Raw genomic sequence first — 26,677 nt, forward strand, 5'->3', positions numbered from 1 at the left:
CCGGGGGCGGGAACGCGCAGCGGGTGTCTTGGGGGTGGGTCAGTTCGGGAGGTCGGTGAGGAAGTCCTTGATCAGGGGGGTGATTTCGGGGAGGTGGGTTTCCAGGGCGAAGTGGCCCGCCGCGTCGAAGACGTGGAGCCGCGCGTCCGGGACGTCGCGGAGGTAGGCCTTCGCGCCCGCCGGGGTGAAGAAGGGGTCGCCCGCGCCCCAGACGACCAGCAGCGGGGGCTGCGCGTCGCGCAGCCAGGACTGCCAGGCCGGGTAGTGGGCGAAGTTGCCGGCGTAGTCGAAGGCGAGGTCGGCCTGGGCGTCGGCGCGTCCGGGCCGGCCGAGGTAGTGGACGTCGAGGGTCCAGCCGTCGGGGGAGATCAGTTCGGGGTCGGCGACGCCGGTCTCGTACTGGAAGCGGGTGCCCTCCTCGGTGAAGAGGCCGCGGACGCGCTCCTCGTCGCCCGGGACGTCCCGCTTGAGGCCGGCGAAGGCGCGTGCGGCGTCGGAGAGGCCGTCTTCGTAGGCGTTGCCGTTCTGGACGATGAGGCCGGTCACGCGTTCCGGGCGGCGGGTGGCGAGCCGCAGGCCGACGGGGGCGCCGAAGTCGAAGACGTAGAGCGCGTAGCGGTCGAGGCCGAGGGCGTCGGTGAAGCCCTCCACGATGTCCGCGAGCCGGTCGAAGGTGTACGTGAAGCCGTCGGGGGTCCGGGTCCGGCCGGAACCGGGGTAGTCGGGGGCGATCAGGCGGTACGGGGTGCCGTCCAGGGCGTCCATGAGGCGGGCGAACTGGTGGGAGGAGGTGGGGAAGCCGTGCAGGAGCAGCAGGACGGGGGCGTCGGCGGGGCCGCTCTCGCGGTAGGCGACGCTCACGCCGTCCACGTCGACCGTACGGTGCACGACAGTCATCACATGCCTCCTTGTGGGTTGGTGGCATTAGTTTGATCTAGGTGGGTGTAATGCGTCAAGGGGGTTGAGTAGCATTAGGTCTATGGATTCGTTTCCGCTCATCGGTGAGCACCTCGCCCTGGACCTGCTGAACACCCGGACCGCCGAAGGGGATCTGATCGCCGGTCCGTCCGGCCTCGCCGCGTGGCTGGAGGCGCAGGGCGGGCGGCTGGAGGCGGTCGGGGCGGGGCCGCGGGAGGTGGCCGCCGTCCATGCCGTACGGGAGGCCGCCGGCCCGGCGCTCGCGGCCGTCCGGCGGGGTGAGCGGCCGCCCGCGGAGGCGCTGCGCGTGCTGAACGGGGCCTTGGCGGCGGCGCCGGCGCACCGGGAGCTGGCCTGGGCGGAGGGGGGCGGGCTGGAGGCGGTGGCCCGTCGGGACGCCGGCCCGGCGCACCGGCTGGCGGCGGAGCTCGCGGAGGCCGTGGCCGACCTGCTGACCGGGACACGGGTGGCGGAGGTCCGGGAGTGCGGGGCCGAGGGCTGCGTGCTCCTGTTCCTCCCGGCGCACCCGCGGCGCCGCTGGTGCGTGGCGTCGGTCTGCGGCAACCGGGCCCGGGTCGCCCGCTACTACGCCCGCCACAAGGACGGCACTGCCTAGTGCCGTGACCGGAAAGGTCCACCGGGTCGCGACGCCCGGCACGGCACCTCTCCGCGTTGTCGGACCACGGAGGTACGTCCAGTACGAGCCGTGGCCCTCCGCCTTGAGATGCACCGCACCGGACGCCGCGACCCGGCAAACCTTTCCGGCCGCGGCCCTAGCCCACCCGGTACGGGTCGCTGCGCAGGCCGCGGGAGGTGACCACGACCGTGAACGGGGGTCGCGTCGTGGCGGGCAGGGGTGTCGTGAGGGCGCCCGTCAGGGGGTCGGGGGTGGCGGGCAGGACGGTGTCGTCGACGGTGAGGCGGGGTTCGGTGAAGCCGCCGCCCTCGACGGTGAGCAGTCCGTCGCGGACCTCGGCCCCGGTGATCACCGGGTTGGCGCGGGTGGCCAGCTTGTTGACCAGGTAGGCGCCGGCGGGGGCGCCCGTCAGGGTCCAGATCTCGCCGGGCAGGTGCGGGAGTCCGGCGCCGACGTCGGTGAGGAAGGTCAGGACGACGTAGAGCATCGTGACCGTGCCGAGGGCGACGTACTGGAGGTCGACGAGGTCGGTGCGGCCGCTGTCGTTCGCGATCAGCTCCCGCAGGGGGCGGCGGCCGTCCGGGGTCGGCTTCGGGGCCGGTTTGGCCATGCTGCCGTTCTCCACGCGCGTCCCGACGACCGCCTTCGCGCCGATCATGGCCGCGTAGGGCCCGCCAAGGAGCGGCAGGTAGACCTCGGCCAGCGGGGACAGGGGGCCGCCGGAGCCCCGGAAGTACGCGGTGCCGCCGCCGGCCGTCAGCCCGTACGCGAGGACCGTGAGCAGCAGCCAGACCAGGATCACGGTCCAGGCCAGGGCGAGGGTGGTGGAGGTGGAGAGCCGGCCGTCGCGGCCGGTGACGAAGCCCGGGGCGCGGCGCAGCCGCAGGGCCACGGGGCCGGCCAGGGCGGCCAGTATCGCCAGTGCGAAGAGTGCGGATGTCATGTCGTCCCCCCGGAAACGGTCCTGGGGACGAGAGGTACCGGATGGCCCGGTGCATGACAAGTCAGGTCTGGTCGTCCGTGCGGACGGGGAACTCGCGCGGCGCGATCAGGAGGAGGACCAGCAGCGCGGCCACGGCGGCGGCCGTCGCGCCGAGGAAGATGTGGTCCACGGCGGCGGCGACCGCCGAGCGCAGGTGGTCGGCGGTGGCCGCGGGGAGGGAGTCCCGGTCGGCCAGGGCCTTCGACACGTCGTCCAGCCGCCGGGGGAGTCCCGGCAGCGGGGAGTCGGCCAGCCGGGCGGCGATGGTCGCGTTGGCCACGGCTCCCAGCAGCGCGGCGCCCACGCTCTGGCCGACGGTGCGGCAGAACAGTACGGAGGCGGTCGTGGTGCCCCGTTCCTCCCAGCCCACCGTGGACTGCACGCCGATGATCAGCGGCAGTTGGAAGAAGCCGAGGGCGAAGCCCAGCAGCAGCATGATCAGTGCGGGCTGCCACAGCCGGGCGGGGTGGGGGAGCAGCGTGAAGGCGTACAGGATCACCGCGGCCAGGCCGATGCCGAGGACGGCGGTGTCGCGGAAGCCGATGCGCCGGTAGACGTGCTGGCAGAAGGCGGCGGAGATGGGCCAGCTCAGGGTCATGAGGGCCATCACGAACCCGGCGCCGACGGGGCCGAGGCCGAGCACGGTCTGGGCGTAGGTCGGCATGAACACCAGCGGGGCGACCATGAGCAGGCCCAGTGCGCCCAGGGCCAGGTTCACGGCGGCGATGGTGCGCCGCCGCCACACCCAGCCGGGCAGGATCGGCTCCGGGGCCCGGCGTTCGATCCGGACCACGACGGCGGCCAGGAGCGCGCTGGTCGCGAGCAGGGCCAGGGAGGGCGCGGACAGCCACGGCCAGGCGACCCCGCCCTGCACCAGCGCGAAGAGGAGCACCCCGCCGCAGGCGAAGACGCCGAGCGCGCCCGCCCAGTCGACGGGGCCCCGGCGGCCGGGGGAGCGTACGGGTTCGACGAGGTGCCGGGCGGTCAGCCACAGGGCGAGGCCGGCGAGCGGCACGTTGATCAGGAACGTCCAGCGCCAGCCCGCGTACGCGGCGAGCAGCCCGCCGAGGGCGGGGCCGATCAGGGCGGAGGAGGCCCACACGGTGGTCATCCGGGCCTGGATCCTGGGGCGTTCCTTCAGCGGGTACAGGTCGGCGGCCAGGGTCTGCACGGTGCTCTGGAGGGCGCCGCCGCCCAGCCCCTGGACGATCCGGAAGGCGATGAGCGCGGCCATGTTCCAGGCGGACGCGCACAGGACCGAGCCGACGAGGAACAGGGCGGTGCCGAAGAGCAGGACGGGCTTGCGGCCGAAGGTGTCGCTGAGCTTCCCGTAGACGGGCAGGGTGACGGTGACGGCGAGGAGGTAGCCGGAGAAGAGCCAGGAGAAGACGGAGAACCCGCCGAGGTCGCCGACGATCTGCGGTACGGCGGTGGAGACGATCGTGGTGTCGAGGGCCACCAGGGCCATGCTCAGCATCAGGGAGACGACCACGCGGGCGGGCGGGCGCCCGGCCGGGCCGCGGCGCTCGTCCCGGGGGTCCGGACGGTTGGCGGAAACGTTTCCTCCGGCGAGGTCCACCCCGTCCCCCACGGGCGTCTCCCCCTGGTTCCCGCCTGCCGCCACCGGACCTCCCCGCGCATCTGTGCCCCCGGCACCCGGACGCGGAGAACACCTTCTCACCGGGCGCGTGTCCGGCGGTATCCCTCACCCCGGGCGGGCCGGAGGCGCGGATCCCCTAGGGGTTCCTCCGCCTCACGGGCCAGGGGACGTTCGTCCCGCCGGATGAGGCCGAACGTCCCGCGACGTCTTTAACTGGTTCATATGAGCGGGGCCGCGGGGGTGGGGTTAACCCCCCGGTGGATACGGCGATGGGCACCAGCGCGCCGGACACCCCCCGCACCGCAGACTTCGACGGCGACGCACGCACGCACCAGCGCGCACAGAGCGCGCAGAATCCAGGGGGAGAGCACCGTGACAACGGCGATGACCGAATCCAGGCACGGGAGTACCGGAGGGCACGGCGCCGTCGCGGCCCGGGCGCGCAAGGTCGTCAAGGCCTACGGCTCCGGCGAGACCCGTGTCGTCGCCCTCGACGCGGTGGACGTGGACGTCCACGCGGGCCAGTTCACCGCGATCATGGGCCCGTCCGGCTCCGGCAAGTCCACGCTCATGCACTGCCTCGCCGGCCTGGACACCGTGACCAGCGGACAGATCTTCCTCGAAGAGACCGAGATCACCGGCCTGAAGGACAAGAAGCTCACCCAGCTGCGCCGCGACCGGATCGGCTTCATCTTCCAGGCCTTCAACCTGCTGCCCACGCTCAACGCCCTGGAGAACATCACGCTCCCCATGGACATCGCGGGCCGCAAGCCGGACCCGCAGTGGCTGGACCGGGTCGTGCAGACCGTGGGTCTCGCGGGCCGCCTCAAGCACCGCCCCACCGAACTCTCCGGCGGCCAGCAGCAGCGCGTGGCCGTCGCCCGCGCCCTCGCGGCCCGGCCGGCGATCATCTTCGGTGACGAGCCGACCGGAAACCTCGACTCCCGCGCCGGCGCCGAGGTGCTCGGGTTCCTGCGCCAGTCCGTGGACGAGCTCGGCCAGACCATCGTCATGGTCACGCACGACCCGGTCGCCGCCTCCTACGCGGACCGCGTCATCTTCCTCGCCGACGGCCGGATCGTCGACGAGATGTACGGGCCCACCGCGGACCAGGTCCTGGACCGCATGAAGGACTTCGACGCGCGCGGGCGGACCTCGTGACCGTCATGAAGACCGCGCGGCGCAACTTCGTCGCGCACAAGGGGCGGATGGCGCTCTCCGCCATCGCCGTACTGCTCTCCGTCGCCTTCGTCTGCGGCACCCTGGTGTTCACCGACACCATGAACACCACCTTCGACAAGCTGTTCGCCGTCACCAACTCCAACGTCACGGTCAGCCCCAAGGAAGCCGTCTCCGGTGAGGAGACCCCCGACACCGGCAAGCCGCAGACGCTGGAGGGCTCGGTCGTCGACCGGGTCAAGAAGGCCGAGGGCGTCCGGACCGCCGAGGGCGGCGTCCTGTCCATGGCCGTCACGGTGGTCAACGCCGAGAACGAGAACATGGGCTCGACCACCGGCGCCCCGACGATCGCGGGCAACTGGAGCGACAACGAGCTCAAGTCGATGAAGATCACCTCCGGCCACGCCCCGCGCGGCCCCACCGAGGTGATGATCGACAACGACACCGCGAAGAAGCACCACCTCGCCCTCGGCGACGAACTGCGCACCATCGCCGTCACCGGCGACAGCCGCGCGAAGATCAGCGGCATCGCCTCCTTCACGGTGACCAACCCGGGCGCGACGATCGTCTACTTCGACACCGACACCGCCCAGCGCCAACTGCTCGGCGCGGCCGGCGCGTTCACGCACGTCAACGTCACCGCCAAGGACGGCGTGAGCGACGAGCAGCTCAAGCAGAACGTCGCGAGGGCCCTCGGAGCGGACGCGTACAAGCTCCAGACCGCCAAGGAAGCCGCGGACGCCAACCGCAAGGACGTCGGCTCCTTCCTCGACGTCATGAAGTACGTGATGCTCGGCTTCGCCGGCATCGCCTTCCTCGTCGGCATCTTCCTGATCTTCAACACCTTCTCGATGCTGGTCGCCCAGCGCACCCGTGAGATCGGCCTGATGCGCGCCATCGGCGCCGACCGCGGCCAGATCAACCGGTCCGTGCTCGTCGAGGCCTTCCTCCTCGGCGTCGTCGGCTCGCTGCTCGGCGTCGCCGCCGGCATCGGCCTGGCCATCGGCCTGATGAAGCTCATGGGCCAGATGGGCATGGAACTGTCCACCGACGACCTGACCATCGCCTGGACCACTCCGGTCGTCGGCCTGGTCCTCGGCATCGTCGTCACCGTCGTCGCCGCCTACGTCCCCGGCCGCCGCGCCGGGAAGGTCTCCCCGATGGCCGCCCTGCGCGACGCCGGCACCCCCGGCGACCGCAAGGCCGGCATCGTCCGCGCCGTCCTCGGCCTGGTCCTCACCGGCATCGGAGGCACGGGCCTGTTCCTCGCCACCGCCGCCGAGAAGGCCTCCGCCGGCTCGATGTGGCTCGGCCTCGGCGTCGTGTTCACGCTCGTCGGGTTCATCGTGATCGGCCCGCTGCTCGCGGCCGGCGTGGTGCGGGTGCTCTCCGGCCTGGTCCTGCGGCCCTTCGGCTCCGTCGGACGCCTCGCCGAACGCAACGCCCTGCGCAACCCGCGCCGCACCGGCGCCACCGCCGCCGCCCTGATGATCGGTCTGGCCCTGGTCGCCTGCCTGTCGGTGGTCGGCTCCTCGATGGTGGCCTCCGCCACCGACGAGCTCGACAAGTCGGTCGGCGCGGACTACATCGTCAGCTCCGAGACCGGACAGCCGGTCATGCCGCAGGCCGAGCAGGCCATGCGGGCCAACACCCGCCTCGACCACGTCACCGCCTACCGGGAACTCCCGGTGAAGATCACCGCCCCGGACGGGACCACCAAGGAGACCAGGGTCGGTGCCACCGACCCGACGTACGCCCAGGACCTGCGGCGCAAGATGGTGGCCGGCGATCACGCGGCGGCGTACGGCAAGGGCGCGATCTCGGTCGGCTCGATCTACGCCGACGCGCACCAGGTCAAGCTCGGGGACGAGCTGACGGTCGCCTTCGACGGCGGCAAGACGGTCAAGCTCAAGGTCGCGGCCATCACCAGCGACGAGGGCAACCTCGACAAGGGCACGTTCTACGTCAGCACCGCGCTCGCCGAGGCCTCCGTCCCGGCCGACCGGATGCCCCGCCCGTTCATGCTGCTGGCCACCGCCAAGGACGGCCAGGCCGAGAGCGCCTACGCCGAGGTCAAGAAGGCCCTCGCTGAGTACCCGCAGTACACCGTCCGCAACCAGGCCGACTACAAGCAGGCGCTGAAGGACCAGGTCGGCCAGCTGCTGAACATGGTCTACGGGCTCCTCGGCCTCGCCATCGTCGTCGCGGTACTGGGCGTCGTGAACACCCTCGCCCTCTCCGTCGTCGAGCGGACCCGCGAGATCGGCCTGATGCGCGCCATCGGCCTCTCCCGCCGCCAGCTGCGCCGCATGATCCGCCTGGAGTCGGTGGTCATCGCCCTCTTCGGCGCCCTGCTGGGCCTCGGACTGGGCATGGGCTGGGGCGCCGCCGCGCAGCAGCTGCTCGCCCTGGAGGGCCTGAAGGTCCTGGAGATCCCGTGGCCGACCATCCTCGGGGTGTTCGCCGCCTCGGCCCTGGTGGGCCTGTTCGCCGCACTGGTCCCGGCCTTCCGGGCGGGGCGGATGAACGTCCTGAACGCGATCGCCAGCGACTAGGTCGCGAGGCGGTCGTACGGGGGGAACCGCGCCGGCCCCGGGCAGCCCGAGAGGGCGGCCCGGGGCCGGCGTTCCGCGTGTGCGGGGTCGGCGTGCGGGGTGCGGTGCGCGGGGTGCGGTGCGCGGGGCCGGTCAGACCCGGCGCAGGACGACCGTGCCCCGCGCGGTGCCCACCAGGGCGAAGCGGGCGTCCGGGTGCAGCTGCCGGGCGTACTCGACGGGGTCCTCGCCGGCCCAGCCGGAGGCGTTGTCGTAGGCGATGTAGTCCGGGACGACGCCCCGGGTGTCGCCGATCCAGAACACCCGGCAGCGCGAGGTCAGCCGCGTCAGGGGGCCGTTGTCGCTCTCCACGCTCGCGCCGTCCGGGATCCAGGCGAGGAGCGCCTCGACGGAGCGGACCCGGGCGGGCTCCTCGTACGTGGCGGGCTCCGCGAGCCGGACCGTCGGCAGGACGGTCGCGCTCAGCGCGAGGCCGGCCGCGAGCAGGGCGCCGGGCAGTTGCAGGGCGTACGCGCGCAGCCACGGCCGGGCGGACCGCCGGGAGGCGTCCACGGCGTCGGCCAGGGCGAGCGCCACGACCGGCATCAGGACCGCGCTGTAGTGCCAGTCGGTGGACCAGTAGTGCTCGTCTCCCGACAGGAACCGCCAGCCCAGCGTCGGTACGGCGACCAGCAGCAGCGGGGACCGCAGCGCGAGCAGCCCGGTGGTGGGCAGCAGCACCCAGGCGAGGGTGGCGGCCTTGGTGCCCAGCCCGTCGAGGGCGCCGGGACCGGAGCCGTCGAGCTTCTCCCAGTAGGCGTAGCCGTCGAAGGCGAAGGCGGGGACGACCACGGTGAACACCAGCGCCGCGAAGGCCGTGCCCGCCACGGCCACGGCCACCGCGAGCCGGGCGGCCCGCCGGTCGGTGCGCCGGGCCCGCCAGGCGACCACCAGGGCCAGCGCGGTGAGGGTGACGCCGAGGTCCTCCTTGACCAGCAGCAGCGGCAGCCCCCAGCCCAGCGCGGCCCGCCACCGGCGCGCGAGCAGTGCCTCCAGCGCGAAGGCCAGCAGCGGCACCGCGAAGCAGATCTCGTGGAAGTCGAACTCGACGGCCCGCTGGATCCCCCAGGACAGTCCGTACGCCGCCCCCAGCGCGAGCCCCCGGGACGGGCCGAGGAGCCGGGCCGCGGCCCGGGTGACGGGCACCGCGGACAGCGCGAACAGCGCCGCCTGCGCGACGAGGAGGGTGGCGGGGGTGGGGAACACCCGGTAGAGGGGGGCGATCAGCGCGATGACGGGGCTGAAGTGGTCGCCGAGGACGCTGGCGCCCGGCCCCTTCAGGTCCACCACGGGCGGTTGCAGCCAGGCGTAGGCCCGGACCGCCTGCTCGAAGATCCCCAGGTCCCAGGAGGCGCTCTCCATGCGCCGGTACCGGGACACGGACAGGACGGCGTACGCGAGGAACAGGACGCCGGCCAGCGCCCAGGGCGCCCGGGCGGCCCGGTGCGGGTTCCCGGGCTCCCGCGCGGCGCGGACCCGGCGCGGGGCCGGGACGAGCGGCGGACGGGACGGGGCCGGGGAGGCCGGGAGCTCCCCGGCCGTCAGCGGACTCCCGGATATGGACATACGTACAGATTGTCATTCCGGCCGGAGGGGCCGAGCTCCGGCCCCCTCGATCCGGCCGTGGCCGGAAACGTGCGATCGGTGCGGGGGTGGCGGCGGACGGGCGCGCAGCGCCTCCGTGCGGGACGGTGGTGGGGGGACCCGCGGGCGTAGGGTGGGAAACCCCGGCCCGTTCACGTGTCGGGTCCTTCGCGTTGCCCCGCTCCGCCCTTCCACGCCCTTCCACCGGATGGAAAGCCCCCTACATGAGCCTGCACGGACTGCTCGACGCCGTCACCCGGGATCCCGCCCTCGCCGAGGCGGTCACCGCGGCCGGGGACGGCAACCGGATGCACGTGGACCTCGTCGGCCCGCCCGCCGCGCGGCCCTTCGCGATCGCCGCCCTGGCCCGGCGCACCGGCCGCACGGTGCTCGCCGTCACGGCCACCGGGCGCGAGGCCGAGGACCTGGCGGCGGCGCTGCGCTCGCTGGTCCCGCCGGACGAGGTCGTGGACTACCCGTCCTGGGAGACCCTGCCGCACGAACGGCTCAGCCCGCGCAGCGACACCGTCGGCCGCCGCATCGCCGTCCTGCGCCGGCTCGCGCACCCCAGCGCCGACGATCCGGCGGCCGGGCCCGTCTCGGTGGTCGTCGCGCCGATCCGCTCCGTGCTCCAGCCGCAGGTCAAGGGGCTCGGGGACCTGGTCCCGGTCAGCCTGCGGCAGGGCCAGAGCGCCGACCTGGGCGAGATCACCGCCGCCCTGGCCGCGGCCGCGTACGCGCGCGTCGAGCTGGTCGAGAAGCGCGGCGAGTTCGCCGTCCGCGGCGGCATCCTCGACGTGTTCCCGCCCACCGAGGAACACCCGCTGCGCGTGGAGTTCTGGGGCGACGACGTCGAGGAGATCCGCTACTTCAAGGTCGCCGACCAGCGGTCCCTGGAGATCGCCGAGCACGGGCTGTGGGCCCCGCCCTGCCGCGAGCTGCTCCTCACCGACGAGGTGCGCGAACGCGCCGCGGCCCTGGCCGAACAGCACCCGGAGCTGGGCGAACTCCTCAACAAGATCGCCGAGGGGATCGCCGTCGAGGGCATGGAGTCCCTCGCCCCGGTCCTCGTCGACGACATGGAACTGCTGATCGACGTGCTGCCCGCCCGGGCGATGGCCGTGGTCTGCGACCCCGAGCGGGTGCGGACCCGGGCCGCCGACCTGGTGGCCACCTCGCAGGAGTTCCTGATGGCCTCCTGGGCGGCCACCGCCGGCGGCGGCGAGGCCCCCATCGACGTCGGCGCGGCCTCCCTGCGCGGCATCGCGGACGTCCGCGACCACGCCCGCGAGCTCGGCATGATGTGGTGGTCGGTGTCCCCCTTCGCCGCCGACGAGGCGGACCTGACCGGCGGGGACACCCTGAAGCTGGGCATGCACGCCCCCGAGGCGTACCGCGGCGACACCGCCCGCGCCCTGGCCGACACCAAGGGCTGGCTCGCCGACGGCTGGCGCACCGTCTACCTCACCGAGGGCCACGGCCCGGCGGCCCGTACCGTCGAGGTCCTCGGCAACGAGGGCATCGCCGCCCGCCTGGAGGCGGACCTGGCGGAGCTGGAGCCGTCGATCGTCCACGTCTCCTGCGGCTCCCTCGACAACGGTTTCGTCGACCCGGCCCTGGGGCTGGCCGTCCTCACCGAGACCGACCTGACCGGGCAGCGCACCGCCACCAAGGACCTCGGCCGGATGCCGACCCGGCGCCGCAAGTCCGTCGACCCCCTCACCCTGGAGGTCGGGGACTACATCGTCCACGAGCAGCACGGCGTCGGCCGGTACGTGGAGATGGTGCAGCGCACCGTGCAGGGCGCCACCCGCGAGTACCTCCTCGTCGAGTACGCCCCCGCCAAGCGCGGCCAGCCCGGCGACCGGCTGTACATCCCCACCGACCAGCTGGAGCAGGTCACCAAGTACGTGGGCGGAGAGGCCCCGACCCTGCACCGGCTGGGCGGCGCCGACTGGACCAAGACCAAGGCGCGCGCCAAGAAGGCCGTCAAGGAGATCGCCGCCGACCTCATCAAGCTGTACAGCGCGCGCATGGCGGCGCCCGGCCACACCTTCGGCCCGGACACCCCCTGGCAGCGCGAACTGGAGGACGCCTTCCCGTACGCGGAGACGCCCGACCAGCTCACCACCATCGCCGAGGTCAAGGAGGACATGGAGAAGTCGGTCCCGATGGACCGCCTGATCTGCGGCGACGTCGGCTACGGAAAGACGGAGATCGCCGTCCGGGCGGCCTTCAAGGCCGTCCAGGACGGCAAGCAGGTCGCCGTGCTCGTGCCCACGACGCTGCTCGTGCAGCAGCACTTCGGCACCTTCTCCGAGCGGTACGCGCAGTTCCCGGTCAACGTGAAGGCGCTGTCCCGCTTCCAGAGCGAAACGGAGTCCAAGGCCACCCTGGAGGGGCTGAAGGAGGGCTCGGTCGACATCGTCATCGGTACCCACCGGCTGTTCTCGCAGGAGACGAAGTTCAAGGACCTGGGCCTGGTCATCGTCGACGAGGAACAGCGCTTCGGCGTCGAGCACAAGGAGCAGCTGAAGAAGCTCCGCGCCAACGTGGACGTGCTGACGATGTCCGCGACCCCGATCCCGCGCACCCTGGAGATGGCGGTGACCGGCATCCGCGAGATGTCCACGATCACCACCCCGCCGGAGGAGCGGCATCCGGTGCTCACCTTCGTCGGCCCGTACGAGGAGAAGCAGATCGGCGCGGCGATCCGCCGCGAACTGCTGCGCGAGGGGCAGTGCTTCTACATCCACAACCGGGTCGAGTCGATCGACCGGGCGGCCGCCAAGCTGCGGGAGATCGTGCCCGAGGCGCGGATCGCGACCGCGCACGGGCAGATGTCCGAACAGGCCCTGGAGCAGGTCGTCGTGGACTTCTGGGAGAAGAAGTTCGACGTGCTGGTGTCGACGACGATCGTCGAGTCCGGCATCGACATCTCCAACGCCAACACCCTGATCGTGGAGCGCGGCGACAACTTCGGCCTCTCGCAGCTGCACCAGCTGCGCGGCCGCGTGGGCCGTGGCCGCGAGCGCGGGTACGCGTACTTCCTGTACCCGCCGGAGAAGCCGCTGACGGAGACCGCGCACGAGCGGCTCGCGACGATCGCCCAGCACACCGAGATGGGCGCCGGCATGTACGTGGCGATGAAGGACCTGGAGATCCGCGGCGCGGGCAACCTGCTCGGCGGCGAGCAGTCCGGTCACATCGCGGGCGTCGGCTTCGACCTGTACATCCGCATGGTCGGCGAGGCCGTGGCCGACTACCGGGCCGCCGTCGAGGGCGGGGTGGAGGAGGAGCCGCCGCTGGAGGTGAAGATCGAGCTGCCGGTCGACGCGCACGTCCCGCACGACTACGCGCCCGGCGAGCGGCTGCGCCTCCAGGCCTACCGGTCCATCGCCGCGGCCAACTCCGAGGCGGACGTCAAGGCGGTGCGGGAGGAGCTCACCGACCGCTACGGCAAGCTGCCGGAGCCGGTGGAGAACCTGCTGCTGGTGGCGGGTCTGCGGATGCTCGCCCGGGCCTGCGGGGTCGGCGACATCACCTTGCAGGGCCCCAACATCCGCTTCGGGCCGGTGGAGTTGCGCGAATCGCAGGAGCTGCGCCTGAAGCGGCTCTACCCGGGGACGGTCCTCAAGCCCGCCACCTCGCAGGTGCTGGTGCCGAGGCCGAAGACCGCGCGGGTCGGCGGGAAGCCGCTGGTCGGGCGGGAACTGCTGGCCTGGACCGGGGAGTTCCTCACCACGATCCTCGGCTCGTAGCCGCCCGCCCGCGCGCGGGGAGGGCGCCGGCCACCGCCGGCGCCCTCCCCGCGAAGCGGGCTACTTGTTGGGGTCGTCGTCGATCCCGAGCCTCTGCTCGGCCTGTTGCTGGGCCTTGTCGATCTGATCGGCGTACTTGCTGCCGGTCTTCTCGTTGGCCTCCTGCTCCAGGTTGTCGGAGATGTCCTTGCCCTTGGCCTTGGCCTGGTCCCTGAACTTGTCGAAAATCCCCATGCGTACGTGCTCCTTTCGGGCCCCGTTCGTGACGTTACGCCGGTTGTCGACGGTTCGCGCGCCGGGCCGCCCGGGGCGTCAGGAGGGTCGTGCGCTCCCGCTCGGGGAGGGGCTGGGCTTGCGGTCCAGACCGGGGAGCTTCAGGTATTCGGTGCCGGCGAAATCGGGCCCGCCGACCTGCCGCTTGACGAGGTACGGCGTGCCGTCCATCAGCACGTGGTCGGTGACCTCGCCGCCGCCGGGCACGGTCGACTTGAACACCGCCACCCGCCACTGGTCGTAGGAGGTGTCGGCCACCCGCCGGACGTCCTTGCGGTCGCCCGGGAAGAACGCGACCGGAAGCGCCTGCCCGCAGAGGTCGAGCAGGTCGGCGACCGCGGGGTCGGAGACCTCGGAGCTGATCCAGCCCTCCGGGTCGGCACCGGGCCGGGCGGCGTCCTTGAAGCGCTCCTTGAGGAAGCCCTCGTCCCCCTTGAAGGAGAGGGTGTCGTCCTCGACGTAGAGGTCGGCTGCCCCAGCCCGCATGACGGTCACCTTGCCGCGGCACACCTTCTCGTCCTCGACGGTCAGGAGGGCCTGGACCTGCCTGCCGTCCTTCGTGAGCGAGAGGTCCAGCTCCTTGGTCCGGACCCGTGTCGTCTCCTCGTAGGCGGTGCGCAGGACGGCGGCGGGGTCCTTGCCCGCGAACGGGTCGGGCGCGGCAGGGGCGGAGGCGGTGGCGGTCGGAGACGGCTTCGCCCGCGCGGCGTCGGAGGACGGTCCGCACGCCGTGAGGGTCAGCAGGGCCGCGCAGGCGAGCGCCGCGGTGGTGACGGGCGTGGTGGTGACGGGCATGGTGGTGACGGGCATGGTGGTGCGCAAGTCGGTTCCCCCCTGGGAGCGTTCAAAGTGACCCGAGGGTAGCTACGGCGGGGGAACGGGCGTGCGGGTTGCGGTGGAATCAGGACTTCTTCCAGGTCCCGCACCCCGTGGTCTTGAAGTAGGCGTCCTTCGCGGAGATCGTGACGACCGCCGGGCCCTCGGGGTTCTCGTTGGCGATGATCGAGTCCAGCTCGTGGTCGGCGGACTTGGACCGCTCCCAGTAGCAGCCGGCGGAGCCCTCGGCGAGACCGGCGGACTTGTAGGTGCCCGGGGCGATGTCGGAGCCCACCTTGTACATGCCGCCCTCGCCCGAGAACTCGGTCTTCGGCGAGCCGCCCGCGGCCTTGGGGTCGACGGCTTCCCAGTCCTTGCAGCCGTTGGACTTGAAGATCTTGTCGGTGGCCTCGACGGTCACGTAACTGGTGCCCGTGACGTTGTCGTTGGCGATGATCGAGTCCAGCTCGGCGGTCGAGTCCTTGGCCCGCTCCCAGTAGCAGCCCAGGTCCTTGTTGCCGGTGGTGCGGTACGTGCCGGGCTTGACGTCGCCGGGGACCTGGAAGGTGCCGCTGCCGCGGATCGCGGCCGCCTTCTTCGGCTCCTCGGCGGGCTTCTGGCTGCTCTGCGCGCTCTCCTGTCCGCTCGGCTGCCCGCTCTGCGCGCCCCCGGAGGAGCCGCCCGTGGAGCCGCCGGTGGAGCCGTCCGTCTTCGTGCTCGCGGCGGCGGGCTTGCCGCTCTTCGCCGTGTCGCTCTCGCCGCCGGTGCAGGCGCCGACGGCGACGAGCGCGAGGAGCGCACCGCAGCCGGCGAGCACCTTGTTGCGCGTGGTCCGACTCGTGCGCGGGGTGTGGGACATGGAGTGCTCCTGTCTGGAACTCGGGTTCGTGCGCGGCTGGTTGCTCGCGCCGCCGTTCACAGGATCATCACAACAGAGCCTGTGAACCGAGTCAACGCGATTCACAGGTTTGCTTGGAATTCACGCTGTGAAGCGGTCTCCCCCGCGTCCACCGGTATGCTCCCCGCATGCCGGAGGAGAACGTCGCAGAGGTCACCGCCGCCGAGATCGCCCGCCTGGCCGGGGTCGGCCGCGCCGCCGTGAGCAACTGGCGGCGCCGCCACGCCGACTTCCCCAAGCCGGTCGGCGGCACCGAGACCAGTCCCTCCTTCGCCCTGTCCGAGGTCGAGGACTGGCTGCGGGCCCAGGGCAAGCTCGCCGAAGTACCGCTGCGCGAACGCGTCTGGCAGCAGGTCACCGCCCACCCCGGCGGAGCCGTCGCCGCACTCGTCGAAACGGGGGCCGCGCTGCTCGTCGTACGGGACCGGCCCGCCGACTGGCTGGAGCTGACCGCGGTCACCGACACCCGCATGGCCGCCCTTCTCGCCCCCCTCCGCGACCGCGTCCTCACCGCCCGCCTCGGTCCCGGACACCCCCTCACCGCGGCCGCCCCGCCCCGGCCCGCCGGCATGCCGCTCCTGCGGGCCGCCGCCGAACTCGCCGCCGGAGCGGGAGCGCGCAAGGCCTTCGAGTTCCTCCTCGGCCGCCACCTCGACGCCAACCCCCGGCAGTACACCCTCACCCCCGAGGGCTGCGCCGCGCTGATGGCCGCCCTCGCCGGACCGGGCGTCCGCACCGCCCTCGACCCCGCCTGCGGCACCGGCGGCGCGCTGCGCGCCCTCACCGGGGCCACCGCCCTCCACGCCCAGGACGCCGCACCCGAACTGGCCGCCCTCACCGCCCTGCGCCTGGCCCTGCACGGCTCCGCCCAGGTCCGCGCCGCGGCCGCCGACAGCCTGCGCGACGACGCCTACCCCGAAACCGCCGTCGACGCCGTCCTGTGCCACCCCCCGTTCAACGAACGCAACTGGGGCCACGAGGAACTCGCCTACGACCCCCGCTGGGAGTACGGCTTCCCCGCCCGCACCGAATCAGAACTCGCCTGGATCCAGCACGCCCTCGCCCACCTCCGCGAGGGCGGCACCGCCGTCCTCCTGATGCCCCCCGCCGTCGCCGCCCGCCGCTCCGGCCGCCGCATCCGCGCCGACCTGCTGCGCCGGGGCGCGCTGCGGGCCGTCGTCGCGCTCCCGGCCGGCGCCGCGCCGCCCTACGGGATCCCGCTCCAGCTGTGGGTGCTGCGCCGGCCCGCCCCGCACGCCCCGGCCCCCGCCGGACTGCTGCTCGTCGACACCGCCGGCCTCGCCCCCGAGGGCCAGGCCCGGGCCGCCTGGCCCGCCGTCCACGAAGCGGTCCTCGACGCCTGGACCGCGTACGACCGCACCGGCACCGCCCCCGAAGCCCCCGGGGTCACCCGCGTCGTACCCGTCGTCGAACTGCTCGACGACGACGTCGACCTCACCCCCGCCCGCCACCTCCCCCCGCCCGGCACCGGGGGCGGCCTCGCCGAACTGGCCGCCGTACGGGAACGCCTCGGCGAGAGCCTCACCCGCGCCGCCCGCCTCACCCCGCCGCCCGCCCCCGCCGACGCACCCCCCGCCCGGCTCCCGCAGACCACCATCGGCGAACTCGCCCGCGCCGGGGCCCTGCTGCTGCACACCGGCACCGGCACCGGCAGCGCCCCCGGCGGCGCCGAACCCCCGGTCCTCACCGAGCACGACGTGTACACCGCCGCCGCCCCCTCGGGAACCCTCGCCGCCGGCCCCGAGGAGGCCTTCCTCGCCGCCCCGGGCGACGTCGTCGTCCCCGTCGTCGGAGCCGCCGGCACCGCCCGCGTCATCGGAACCGGCCCGGCGGACGGGGCGGGCGCCGCCCTCGGCCGCAACGTCCAGCTGCTGCGCCCCGACCCGGCCGCCCTCGACCCCTGGTTCGTGGCCGGATTCCTGCGCGGCACCGCCAACACCCGCCGCGCCAGCAGCCACGCCTCCACCGCCACCCGCCTCGACGTCCGGCGGCTGCGCCTGCCCCGCCTGCCCCTGGCCGAACAGCGCCGTTACGGAGCACGGTTCCGGGAGCTCGCCGAGTTCGAGGACGCCCTCAGGCTCACGGCCCGCCTCGGCGAGCAACTCGTCCAAGGCCTGTACGACGGCCTCTCGGACGGATCCGTCCTGCCGGAGTGACCCCTGTGCAGCGACCCTGCAACGGTTGCGTCCATCCCCTCACGGACGGCCGGAAAGGCTGTATACCCTCAGACCCGCAACCCTTCCGCACGGCCCGTCAGGAGCACCGATGCACGCCCCCGGCATCCCGCCGCAGCAAGGCCCCCACGGCCACCGTCCCACTTCCTCCACCGTGGTGACGCTGCGCGTGCTGTTCGCGGTGCTCCCCGTGATCACCTGCGGCTTCTTCGCCTGGGGCACGATGCTGCGCCTCGCCCTGGTGACCCGCAAGGCCCGCGACTGGGTCCTCCTCGTCGTCAGCGGCCTGCTCGCCGTCCTCTGGATGACCTTCATCCAGCTCGACCCGACCGCCGACACCAGCGGCTGGCAGGGCAACCTCGGGGCCGGCGGCTCGATCTTCACCGGCTTCGCCGTCTGCGTGTACTTCCTCGTCGCCGACATCAAGCACCACGAGGCCGCCTCCACCGCGCAGGTGCTCCCGGCCGCCGGCTGGTACCCGGCGCCCGCCCCGTACACGCCGCCGCCCCAGCAGCAGACCAACCCCTCCTACGGGTACCCGCCCGCGCACACCCCCGTGCCCGCCCCGGCGCCCCAGGCCCCGCAGACCCCTCCGCACGGGACCCCTCCGCACGCGACCCCGCCCCCGCGCCTCGGGCAGGTCCGCGCCGAACTCGACGAGCTCAGCGAACTCCTGCGCCGCAAGCCCCCGCAGCCCGGCGGCCCCTACCAGGACCCGAACGACACGTCCGTCCAGGACCGTGACCGGTGACGGAACGCCTCATCGGCGAGCGCTACCAGCTCGCCACCATCCTCGGCCAGGGCGGCATGGGCCAGGTCTGGACCGCCTACGACCGGCGCCTCGACCGCCGCGTCGCCGTGAAACTGCTGCGCCCCGACAAGGTGGCCGGACCCGGCACCGTCGCCGAGGAACTGCGCCGCCGCTTCGTGCGCGAATGCCGCGTCACCGCCCAGGTCGACCACCCCGGCCTGGTCACCGTCCACGACGCGGGCAGCGACGGCGACGAGCTGTACCTCGTCATGGGCTACGTCGAGGGCTCCGACCTCGCCGACCACCTCGCCGAACACGACCCCTACCCGTGGCCGTGGGCCGTCTCCGTGGTGGCGCAGCTGTGCGCCGTCCTGTCCGCCGTGCACGCCGTGCCGATCGTCCACCGCGACCTCAAGCCCCGCAACGTGATGATCCGCCCCGACGGCACCGTCCTCGTCCTCGACCTCGGCGTCGCCTCCGTCATGGACACCGACACCACCCGCCTCACCAGTACCGGATCGCCCATCGGCAGCCCCGCCTACATGGCACCCGAGCAGGCCATGGGCGGAGCCGTCGGCCCGTACACCGACCTGTACGCCCTCGGCGTGCTCCTGTACGAACTCCTCAGCGGCAACGTGCCCTTCGCCGGGTCCACCGCCCTCGGCGTGCTCCACCGGCACCTGTACGAGCCCCCGCTCCCGGTGCGCGGCGCGCGCCCGGAGATCCCGCAGGAGCTGGAGGCGCTCCTGATGCGCCTGCTCGCCAAGGACCCGCAGGACCGGCCCGGCTCCGCGCAGGAGGTCTACGAGGCCCTCGCCCCGCTGCTGCCCGCCCGCGGCAGCCGCCCGGCGGCCGGCCCGCTCGACCCGACCCGTCCCTTCCTGCGCCCCCAGGCCCCCTGGCCCGACCGGGCCGCCGTCGTCCCGCCCCGGCCCGCCGACCCGCCGGCCCCGCCCCGGCCCGACATCCCGGGCGCCGTCGACGAGGCCCGCAAACTCCTCGACCAGGGCCGCCTCACCCAGGCCGTGGACATCCTCGGCGGCATCCTCCCGGCCGCCGCCGCCGAGCACGGGGAGCACTCGCCGGTGGTCCGCTCGCTGCGCAAGCAGTACGCGGCCACGCTGATGGACGACGGCCAGTACCGCCGGGCCCTGCCCGAACTGCGCCGCCTCGCCGACGAGTTCCCGGCCGGCGACCCCCAGGCGCTGCGGTTCCGCTACGACGCCGCCCAGTGCCTGGAACAGCTCGGCGAACCGGCGGCGGCCCTGGCGGAGTACCGCTCGCTGCTCCCCCTCTTCGAGAACCACTACGCCAACCCGGACCCGGGCCTGCCCCTGGAGGTCCGCCGCCGCATAGCGCACCTGCTGCTCTCGCTCGGAGACCGCCAGGGCGCCCACGACACCCTGGTCCGGCTCCTGTTCGACGCGGACCGCGTGCACGGGCCGGGCCACCCCCTGCCCGTGGAGGTCCGCCGCACCCTCCAGTGGCTGGGTCAGGTGCGCTGACGGCGCCGTACCAGCGCCATGCCGAGCAGGGCCGCCACCGAGACCCCGGCGGCGGCCCCGCCCGGCAGCAGCCCCGGCGGACGGAACCCGCAGGTGAGGGTGGTGGTGCGGCCGTCCAGCGGGACGGCGACCAGACCCAGGTACGCCGAGGCCGGACGGCCGTTGCAGGTCCAGCCCGCGACGGCCGGGACCGACAGGACCGCCGTGCCCGTGCTCCCCGCGGGCAGGACCGCCCGTACGCCCGAGGCGGAGACCCGTACGGAGGTGGCGGCCGAGGCGCGCAGCGCGGCCACCGCCGCGTCCAGCCGGGGCCGGTCCAGGCAGGACAGCGCCCAGTCGGCCGGGGCGGGCCGGTCGAAGACCAGCTTCGAGGCGGACCCGTGCGAGGGGCCCATCGGCTGGAGCGCGGCCCGGTTGCGCGGGGCCCACCCGTTCAGGCGGAACGCCGGACCGTCCGCGAGCCGGGCCGTGGAGTTGTACTCCGGGGCCCACAGGAAGGCCTCCGTCCCGGCGCGGCACACGCCGGGGGCGACCGGATCCTCGTAGACCCGGGCGCCCAGCAGGAGTTCCTGGTTGGCGAAGGGCGAGTCGCCGTACCCCGCGGAGGGGACGCCCCCGGGGCGGACCGTCACCAGCGGGGGCACCTCGGCGCGGGCCACGGTCCCGTCGGGGCGCAGCCGGGCGCCCACCGCGAACACCGCGTCCGTGACGGGGCTGTCGAGGCTCTGGACGTTGCGGCCCCGCGAGGTCCAGCCCGCGCCCAGGGCCGCCATCGTGCGCGTGAACACGTCCGGGGTGTGGCTGCTGTAGTAAGAGCCGCCCTCACCGCCGAGCAGCATCGGGTCGTTGCCCGACAGCGCGGGCCGGCCCGGATCCGTCCGGTACGCGGGCCAGCCGTCGGCCTCGGCCAGGGCCCGCGCGCGGGCGGTGTGGGCCGGGCCCCAGGACGGGTAGTCGTCCAGCCCGGCCAGCTTCCCCTTGTGCCCGTACGCCGTCGTCGCCGCGGCCTGCCCCACCAGCACCGCCACCAGCAGTCCCGCCGCCGGCACCACCGCCCGGCGGCGGCCGAGCGCCCACCAGGCCCCGGCGGCCGCCGCCAGACCGCCGGTGAACAGCGCGCAGCCCCACGGCGTCGCGAGCCCGCTGCCGCCCGCCGCCACCGCCACGGCTGCCACGAGCACGCCCGCGCCCGCGGCGAGGGCCCGTACGCCGGGCAGCCCTGCGGCCAGGGCGGTCCACGCGGCGATGACCACGATCCCGGCCAGCACGAAGGTCTGCCGGTACGGACTGCCGTTCGGGGTCGCGAAGACGTGCCAGGCCAGATGCGTCGGCGCCCACTGAAGAGACAGCAGCACCGCCGCGACCAGCCCGGTCCACCACCACCGGGTCCGGGCCGGCACCGCGCGGTGGAACGGCAGCGCCGCCACCAGCAGCAGCGTCCCGGTGCCCACGAACAGGGCGGGGGAGGAGAAGGAGTACGTCGCCGGCAGCAGCCGCGCCAGCAGGTCCGGCCACGGCACGGGCCGGAACTCCTTGGACCACCCCGGGTAGGCCTGCTGCGAACTCAGGAACAGCGGCACCAGCACCGGCGCCGCCAGCGCGATCCCCAGCAGGGTCGTCACCGCCGCCCGCACCGCCACCCGGACCCGCTCGCGCACCTCCTCCCGCGTCAGCACCGCCCGCACCAGCAGCACCAGCGCCGCGCCGAGGGTGGCCATGTAAGCCGTGTAGAAGTTCGCCGTCCAGCACAGGGCCACCACCAGCGCCCCCGCGACCGGACGGCGTGAGCGCAGTGCCCATTCACCCGTCAGACACAGGAGCGGGAAGGCGACCAGCCCGTCCAGCCACATCGGGTTGTAGGAGGCCTCGATCACCGACCAGCCGCACAGCGCGTACGAGGCCCCCAGCAGGCCCGCCACCCACCACGGCCCCGGCCGCTGCGTCCGCAGCAGCCAGGCCATGGCCGCGGCCGCAGCCGCCGTCTTGACCACGGTGACCACGTACACCGCGAGGTCGATGTCGGCGCGCGGGAAGAACGCCACGAGGACGGCGAACGGACTGGTCAGGTACGTGCCCAGGTCGGGCAGGAAGCTCGTGCCGTACCCGGAGCGCCAGTTGAGGAGGAGTCCGCCCCCGGCACTCCCGTGCAGCAGGTCCCACAGCTGGGCGTGGAAGGGGACGAACTGGTTGCCGAGGTCGTTCACGCTGCGGTGGCGCGGACCGTACGGGAAGACCCGCGCGACGGCGTCCCCGGCGCACACGGCCACCGTCGTGATCAGGGCGGCCAGCGCCGCGCCGGAGAGGCTGTGACGGCGGCCGGAGCGGGGGGCGGCCGGTGCCCCGGCGGCTCCCGTGGCGGGTCCCGTCCCGGGGGCCGCGGAGCGTGCGGCGGAGCGGTCCGGGGCGTGCTGCGAAGTCGGCATGGTGGTCCGACCTTCCCAGGAACGGAGGTCGGGGTGGTAGCCGCGGAGTGAACTCGCACCTCAACACCAGCGGAATCGTTGGTCGAACCGGTGGCTCGGGCCACCCTGACTGCATACCATCGATCACCGCACGGCCCTTGTGCACCGACGCACAATCTCCCGGCCCTGGAGGCTCCTTTGCACCGTCGCACAGCGCTCTCCGTCTCCGCCGCCCTGCTCGTGGCGGCCCCCTTGCTGTCGGCCTGCTCGGGCGAAACCCGCCCCGGCACCGCGGCCGTCGTCGGCGGTGAACGCATCACCACCTCCGCGCTCCAGGCCCAGGTGAACGACGTCCGCGCCGCGCAGAACCGTTCCGATCAGAGCGCCCAGCTCATCGAGGCCACCGCGGGCCTGGAGCGCACCAAGCTCAACAAGATGATCCAGAGCGCCGTCCTGGAGCGTGCCGCCGAGGACGCCGGGGTCACGGTGACCACCAAGGAGATCGAGGGCGTCCGCAAGGCGCAGCTCCAGCAGGCGGGCGACGCCAAGACCCTCGCGGCGGCCGCCCTCCAGCAGGCGCAGCTGGCGCCCGGCCAGATGGACGCCGACACCCGCTTCAAGCTGCTGCGCGACAAGCTCTTCGAGCACTACGGCAGCCAGGAGAAGGCCCTGGCCCAGCTGGGCGCGGCCGCGAAGGCGCTGAACATCGAGGTCAACCCGCGCTACGGCCGGTGGGACGCCCAGCAGATCCTGCTCGGCGACCAGGAGACCCCGTGGATCACCCAGCGCACCCGGCCCGAGCAGGCGCCCCCCGCCGGAGCCTGAGCGCGCGGGGCGGAGGTAGGTTCGGAGGGTGACCGACCACACCGCCGAACCCGCCCCCGCCGCCCCCGCCGCCTCCCCGGAGGGGACGGACTCCGCCGGGCGCATCGTCCTGCTGACCGCGAGCCACCGGGTCGCCCCCGGCCTGCTGTCCTGGCCCGCCTGGCAGACCCTGCGCGGCGCGGACCGGGTGCTGTGCGCCGACCCCGGCCACCCGCAGCTGCCGTACCTGCGCGAGGCGGGCGTGGCCGTGGAGCAGGCGGGCCCCGACGCGCACGAGCTCGTCGAGGCCTGCGCCGGGGGCCGTACGGTCGTGGTGATCCCGGGCGGTGAGGGGGACGCGCGGCTCACCGACGGGCTGGCCCGCCTCGCCGGTTCCGGCCGCGTCTCGATGCCCGACCTGGAACTGCTGCCCGGCTCCTACGACCTGCCGGGCGCCCGGCTGCTCGACGTGGTCCAGGTGATGGACCGGGTCCGGCGCGAATGCCCCTGGACCTCCCGGCAGACCCACGGGGGACTGGTGAAGTACGCGCTGGAAGAGGCGTACGAGCTGGTGGAGGCCATCGAGAGCGGGGAGCGCGCCGAGTTGCGCGAGGAGCTGGGCGACGTCCTGCTCCAGGTCGTCTTCCACGCCCGCATCGCGGAGGAGGGCGCCGGGGGAGAGCACGACGGCGACGAGGACGGGTACGAGGACGGCGACGGGGACGGGGCGGGCGCGCCGTTCTCGATCGACGACGTGGCCGGTGACCTCGTGGAGAAGCTGATCCGCAGGCACCCGCACGTCTTCGGCGACGAGAAGGCCGACACCCCCGAAGAGGTCCACGCGCACTGGCAGGCCACGAAGGCGGTCGAGAAGCAGCGCGCGTCGGTGACCGACGGGGTTCCGCTGGCCCAGCCGGGTCTCGCGCTCGCGGCCAAGCTCGCGGGCCGGGCGCGGGCCGGCGCGCTGGCCGTGGAACTGCCCCGGGGCGAGGGCATCGGCTACGAACTGCTGGCGCTGGCGGCGCGCGCCGAAGCGGAGGGCACCGACCCCGAGACCGCGCTGCGCGCGGCGGCCCGCGTCTACCGGGACGCGATCCGGGCGGCCGAGGGCGTCGTCTAGCGGCCCTACGGCCAGGGGGCCGGCCGCGTCCGTCAGTGCTCGCGCGGGGCGCGTCCGGACGGGTTGTGCCAGTGGGGGGCGGGCCGGTTCAGGAACCACTCGCCGAAGCCCGTGGGCCGGTTCACGGCGGAGCCCGTGGGCGGTACGGCGTCGTGGAAGAGCCGGTCGGGGCGGGCCCCGAGCTCTTCCAGCAGGTACACGGTCTCGTCGACGAACTGCGGCGGCCCGCTCAGGTAGACGTCCTGCTCCCGCCACAGGCCCCGGTTGCTGAGCGCGGTCCCCAGCCGGTCGGTGGCCTCGTTGCGGTGCCGCCCGGGGGCGGGCGTGATGTAGGTGACGGCGAGCCAGCCGAGGGCGGCGGCGTACGCGTCGATCAGCGGCCGGTCGTAGAGGTGCGCGGCGTCCCGGGCGACGGCGAAGAGCCGTACGTCGTGATCGGGAGGATGTTCCGCGAGGTCCTCCAGCATGGCCCGGACGGGGGCCCAGCCGGTGCCGGCGGCGATGAAGGTGACCGGCCGGTCCCCGCGGCGCAGGGTCAGGGCCCCGCCGGGGGCGCCGAGCCGCAGCCGTTCCCCGGGCCGGACCTCGCGGACCAGGGCGGTGCTGAGCCGGCCGCCCTCGATCCGGCTGACGTGGAGGTCGACGGTGCCGTCGGGGCGGGGGGCGTTGCCGAGGGAGTACGTGCGCCAGGTGGTCGGCACGCGGTCGCTGCTCACGCTGACGTACTGGCCGGGGAGATAGGGGAGGGGGGCGTGCGGCCGCAGGGTCAGGACGCCGATGTCCTCCCCGTACTGGAGGTGGCGCACGACCTCGGCGTCCCACCACGGCGGGGCGTCGTCGGCGGCGGCTCCGGCCGTCATCACGTCGGAGATCATCTGGTAGGCCTCGGCCCAGGCCTTCTCGGTGGCCGGGCTCCAGGCCTCGCCAGAGGTCTCGGCCAGCGCGGCGAGCAGGCTGGCGCCGACGGCCGCGTAGTGCTCGGGGCCGACGAGGAACTTGCGGTGGTCGCGGCCGAGGTCGCGGAGGTAGGGGACGAGGGTCTCGTCCTCCAGGCGGGAGACGACATGGGTGAGCGCCGCGAAGAGCCGGTCCCGCTGCCGCTCCATGTCCTCGGAGGCGGACGGGAAGAGTTCGCGGATCCCGGGGTTGTGCCAGAAGAGGTGGGAGTAGAAGTACTTGACCGCGTGCTCGGCCCGTCTCTCCACCACCGCGAAGCTGCTTTTCAAGATCCTCACATCCACAAAACCGAAAGTAGGAACGGCGGGGAACGTGAGGTCAAGGGATGACCGATCTACGGACAGCCGCGACGAAGGGCCCATATGGGGTGGCCGGCGCGGGCCGGGATACGGTCTGCGGGTGCATGAGCAGACCTCCGCAACCCCGGCCGACTCCCCTTCCACCGAGGGCCCGACCCTCTTCGACTGGGAGTTCGCGACCGACCCCTACCCGGCGTACGCCTGGCTGCGCGAACACTCCCCGGTGCACCGCACCAAGCTCCCCAGCGGGGTCGAGGCCTGGCTGGTCACCCGGTACGCCGACGCCCGGCAGGCCCTCGCCGACCAGCGCCTGAGCAAGAACCCGGCGCACCACGCCGAACCCGCGCACGCCAAGGGCAAGACCGGCATCCCGGGGGAGCGCAAGGCGGAGCTGATGACGCACCTGCTGAACATCGACCCGCCGGACCACACCCGGCTGCGCCGGCTGGTGTCGAAGGCGTTCACCCCGCGCCGCGTCGCCGAGTTCACCCCGCGCGTGCAGGAGCTCACCGACCACCTCATCGACAAGATCGTCGAAAAGGCGGGGGACGCGGAGAAGGGGGAGGCCGACCTCATCCACGAGTTCGCCTTCCCGCTCCCCATCTACGCCATCTGCGAGATGCTCGGCGTACCGCGCGAGGACCAGGACGACTTCCGCGACTGGGCCGGGATGATGATCCGGCACGGCGGCGGCCCGCGCGGCGGGGTCGCCCGCTCGGTCAAGCAGATGCGCACCTACCTCGGGGAACTCATCCACCGCAAACGGGATGATCTGGGCAATGACCTCATCTCCGACCTGATCCGGGCGAGCGACCACGGGGACCACCTCACCGAGGCCGAGGCCACGGCGATGGCGTTCATCCTGCTGTTCGCCGGCTTCGAGACGACCGTGAACCTCATCGGCAACGGGGTCCACTCCCTCTTCATGAACCCGGAGCAGCGCGAGCGCCTCCAGGCCTCCCTCGCGGCGGGCGAGAGCGCCCTGCTGGAGACCGGGGTGGAGGAACTCCTGCGCTACGACGGCCCGGTGGAGCTGGCGACCTGGCGCTTCGCCACCGGCCCGCTGACCCTCGGCGGCCAGGAGATCGCGGCCGGCGACCCGGTACTGGTCGTCCTCGCGGCGGCCGACCGCGACCCCGAGCGGTTCGCCGATCCGGACACCCTGGACCTGTCCCGGAGTGACAACCAACACCTCGGGTACGGCCACGGGATCCACTACTGCCTCGGTGCTCCGCTCGCCCGTCTCGAAGGACAGACCGCGCTCGCGACTTTGCTGACGCGTCTGCCGGATCTGGAACTTGCCGTTCCCCCTACGGACCTGCGCTGGCGCGGCGGACTCATCATGCGTGGCCTGCGCACGCTTCCGGTCCGCTTCACACCCCGAAACAACTGAGGCCCGCCG

At 73.6% G+C, this 26,677-nt stretch carries 19 protein-coding genes; 10 read left to right on the forward strand and 9 right to left on the reverse strand.

Annotation, left to right across the window (positions count from 1 at the left end; all coding sequences use genetic code 11):
- Positions 1-39: 39 nt before the first annotated feature.
- Complete coding sequence (locus tag AC07B0_RS21685) at positions 40-897, reverse strand: alpha/beta fold hydrolase (protein WP_478898732.1); 858 nt, start codon at positions 895-897, stop codon at positions 40-42.
- Positions 898-979: 82 nt separating this feature from the next.
- On the opposite strand from AC07B0_RS21685, the gene AC07B0_RS21690 reads away from it, so the two are divergent.
- Positions 980-1,534 carry a CGNR zinc finger domain-containing protein gene (locus tag AC07B0_RS21690; RefSeq protein WP_356884133.1) on the forward strand — a complete coding sequence of 185 codons (555 nt, stop codon included), beginning with the start codon at positions 980-982 and terminating at the stop codon, positions 1,532-1,534.
- Positions 1,535-1,691: 157 nt separating this feature from the next.
- Here the strand turns inward: AC07B0_RS21690 and AC07B0_RS21695 are convergent, their stop codons facing one another.
- Entirely contained in the window at positions 1,692-2,498 is an 807-nt protein-coding gene (locus AC07B0_RS21695) for a hypothetical protein (RefSeq protein ID WP_478898733.1), read from the reverse strand.
- Positions 2,499-2,559: 61 nt separating this feature from the next.
- Positions 2,560-4,128, reverse strand: coding sequence for an MDR family MFS transporter (locus tag AC07B0_RS21700; RefSeq protein WP_478898734.1), 1,569 nt, complete (start codon positions 4,126-4,128; stop codon positions 2,560-2,562).
- Between the two features lie 393 nt (positions 4,129-4,521).
- Here AC07B0_RS21700 and AC07B0_RS21705 point away from each other — a divergent pair, with 393 nt between their 5' ends.
- Together AC07B0_RS21705 and AC07B0_RS21710 are read left to right on the forward strand one after the other, a co-directional pair.
- Positions 4,522-5,298: an ABC transporter ATP-binding protein gene (locus AC07B0_RS21705; protein ID WP_467298331.1), complete on the forward strand. Its 777-nt coding sequence runs from the start codon at positions 4,522-4,524 to the stop codon at positions 5,296-5,298.
- Entirely contained in the window at positions 5,295-7,871 is a 2,577-nt protein-coding gene (locus tag AC07B0_RS21710; protein ID WP_478898735.1) for an ABC transporter permease, read from the forward strand. Before AC07B0_RS21705 ends, AC07B0_RS21710 begins: the two co-directional genes overlap by 4 nt.
- Before the next feature lie 132 nt (positions 7,872-8,003).
- On the opposite strand, the gene AC07B0_RS21715 is transcribed toward AC07B0_RS21710, so the two are convergent.
- Complete coding sequence (locus AC07B0_RS21715; RefSeq protein WP_469380411.1) at positions 8,004-9,476, reverse strand: DUF2079 domain-containing protein; 1,473 nt, start codon at positions 9,474-9,476, stop codon at positions 8,004-8,006.
- 242 nt (positions 9,477-9,718) lie between these two features.
- Here AC07B0_RS21715 and mfd point away from each other — a divergent pair, with 242 nt between their 5' ends.
- Positions 9,719-13,255, forward strand: a complete 3,537-nt coding sequence (gene mfd / locus AC07B0_RS21720) for a transcription-repair coupling factor (protein ID WP_356883344.1) — start codon at positions 9,719-9,721, stop codon at positions 13,253-13,255.
- Positions 13,256-13,315: 60 nt separating this feature from the next.
- Here mfd and AC07B0_RS21725 read toward each other — a convergent pair whose 3' ends face one another.
- From AC07B0_RS21725 to AC07B0_RS21735, 3 genes are all read right to left on the reverse strand, one after another.
- Entirely contained in the window at positions 13,316-13,489 is a 174-nt protein-coding gene (locus AC07B0_RS21725) for an Rv0909 family putative TA system antitoxin (protein ID WP_356883342.1), read from the reverse strand.
- Between the two features lie 78 nt (positions 13,490-13,567).
- Positions 13,568-14,350 carry a hypothetical protein gene (locus tag AC07B0_RS21730; protein WP_478898736.1) on the reverse strand — a complete coding sequence of 261 codons (783 nt, stop codon included), beginning with the start codon at positions 14,348-14,350 and terminating at the stop codon, positions 13,568-13,570.
- Between the two features lie 79 nt (positions 14,351-14,429).
- Entirely contained in the window at positions 14,430-15,203 is a 774-nt protein-coding gene (locus AC07B0_RS21735) for a hypothetical protein (RefSeq protein ID WP_356883338.1), read from the reverse strand.
- Between the two features lie 167 nt (positions 15,204-15,370).
- Between AC07B0_RS21735 and AC07B0_RS21740 the strand changes: the two genes are divergently transcribed.
- The 3 genes from AC07B0_RS21740 (at position 15,371) to AC07B0_RS21750 (ending at position 19,693) form a co-directional block, all read left to right on the forward strand.
- Positions 15,371-17,419, forward strand: coding sequence for an N-6 DNA methylase (locus tag AC07B0_RS21740; RefSeq protein ID WP_478898737.1), 2,049 nt, complete (start codon positions 15,371-15,373; stop codon positions 17,417-17,419).
- A gap of 109 nt (positions 17,420-17,528) precedes the next feature.
- Entirely contained in the window at positions 17,529-18,188 is a 660-nt protein-coding gene (locus AC07B0_RS21745) for a hypothetical protein (RefSeq protein WP_478898738.1), read from the forward strand.
- Complete coding sequence (locus AC07B0_RS21750) at positions 18,185-19,693, forward strand: protein kinase domain-containing protein (protein ID WP_467298348.1); 1,509 nt, start codon at positions 18,185-18,187, stop codon at positions 19,691-19,693. The genes AC07B0_RS21745 and AC07B0_RS21750 overlap by 4 nt, the downstream gene beginning before the upstream one ends.
- Here AC07B0_RS21750 and AC07B0_RS21755 read toward each other — a convergent pair.
- Positions 19,681-22,116: a YfhO family protein gene (locus tag AC07B0_RS21755; protein WP_478898739.1), complete on the reverse strand. Its 2,436-nt coding sequence runs from the start codon at positions 22,114-22,116 to the stop codon at positions 19,681-19,683. The genes AC07B0_RS21750 and AC07B0_RS21755 overlap by 13 nt on opposite strands.
- A gap of 177 nt (positions 22,117-22,293) precedes the next feature.
- On the opposite strand from AC07B0_RS21755, the gene AC07B0_RS21760 reads away from it, so the two are divergent.
- Positions 22,294-22,920, forward strand: coding sequence for a SurA N-terminal domain-containing protein (locus AC07B0_RS21760; protein ID WP_356883328.1), 627 nt, complete (start codon positions 22,294-22,296; stop codon positions 22,918-22,920).
- A 28-nt stretch (positions 22,921-22,948) separates the two neighbouring features.
- Complete coding sequence (locus AC07B0_RS21765; RefSeq protein WP_469380397.1) at positions 22,949-24,019, forward strand: nucleoside triphosphate pyrophosphohydrolase; 1,071 nt, start codon at positions 22,949-22,951, stop codon at positions 24,017-24,019.
- A 32-nt stretch (positions 24,020-24,051) separates the two neighbouring features.
- Here AC07B0_RS21765 and AC07B0_RS21770 read toward each other — a convergent pair whose 3' ends face one another.
- On the reverse strand, positions 24,052-25,254 hold the full coding sequence (locus AC07B0_RS21770; protein WP_356883326.1) for a globin domain-containing protein: 1,203 nt from the start codon (positions 25,252-25,254) through the stop codon (positions 24,052-24,054).
- A gap of 121 nt (positions 25,255-25,375) precedes the next feature.
- Here AC07B0_RS21770 and AC07B0_RS21775 point away from each other — a divergent pair, with 121 nt between their 5' ends.
- On the forward strand, positions 25,376-26,668 hold the full coding sequence (locus tag AC07B0_RS21775) for a cytochrome P450 family protein (RefSeq protein WP_356883324.1): 1,293 nt from the start codon (positions 25,376-25,378) through the stop codon (positions 26,666-26,668).
- The last annotated feature ends 9 nt before the right edge of the window (positions 26,669-26,677 follow it).

It is taken from the genome of Streptomyces sp. NPDC044704, assembly GCF_056433525.1.

Coding starts and splice junctions, on each gene's coding strand:
- AC07B0_RS21695 (WP_478898733.1), bottom strand. CDS start 2,498: ATGACATCCGCACTCTTCGCACTGGCGATACTGGCCGCCCTGGCCGGC.
- AC07B0_RS21755 (WP_478898739.1), bottom strand. CDS start 22,116: ATGCCGACTTCGCAGCACGCCCCGGACCGCTCCGCCGCACGCTCCGCG.
- AC07B0_RS21715 (WP_469380411.1), bottom strand. CDS start 9,476: ATGTCCATATCCGGGAGTCCGCTGACGGCCGGGGAGCTCCCGGCCTCC.
- AC07B0_RS21685 (WP_478898732.1), bottom strand. CDS start 897: ATGACTGTCGTGCACCGTACGGTCGACGTGGACGGCGTGAGCGTCGCC.
- AC07B0_RS21745 (WP_478898738.1), top strand. CDS start 17,529: ATGCACGCCCCCGGCATCCCGCCGCAGCAAGGCCCCCACGGCCACCGT.
- AC07B0_RS21690 (WP_356884133.1), top strand. CDS start 980: ATGGATTCGTTTCCGCTCATCGGTGAGCACCTCGCCCTGGACCTGCTG.
- AC07B0_RS21735 (WP_356883338.1), bottom strand. CDS start 15,203: ATGTCCCACACCCCGCGCACGAGTCGGACCACGCGCAACAAGGTGCTC.
- mfd (WP_356883344.1), top strand. CDS start 9,719: ATGAGCCTGCACGGACTGCTCGACGCCGTCACCCGGGATCCCGCCCTC.
- AC07B0_RS21725 (WP_356883342.1), bottom strand. CDS start 13,489: ATGGGGATTTTCGACAAGTTCAGGGACCAGGCCAAGGCCAAGGGCAAG.
- AC07B0_RS21705 (WP_467298331.1), top strand. CDS start 4,522: ATGACCGAATCCAGGCACGGGAGTACCGGAGGGCACGGCGCCGTCGCG.
- AC07B0_RS21740 (WP_478898737.1), top strand. CDS start 15,371: ATGCCGGAGGAGAACGTCGCAGAGGTCACCGCCGCCGAGATCGCCCGC.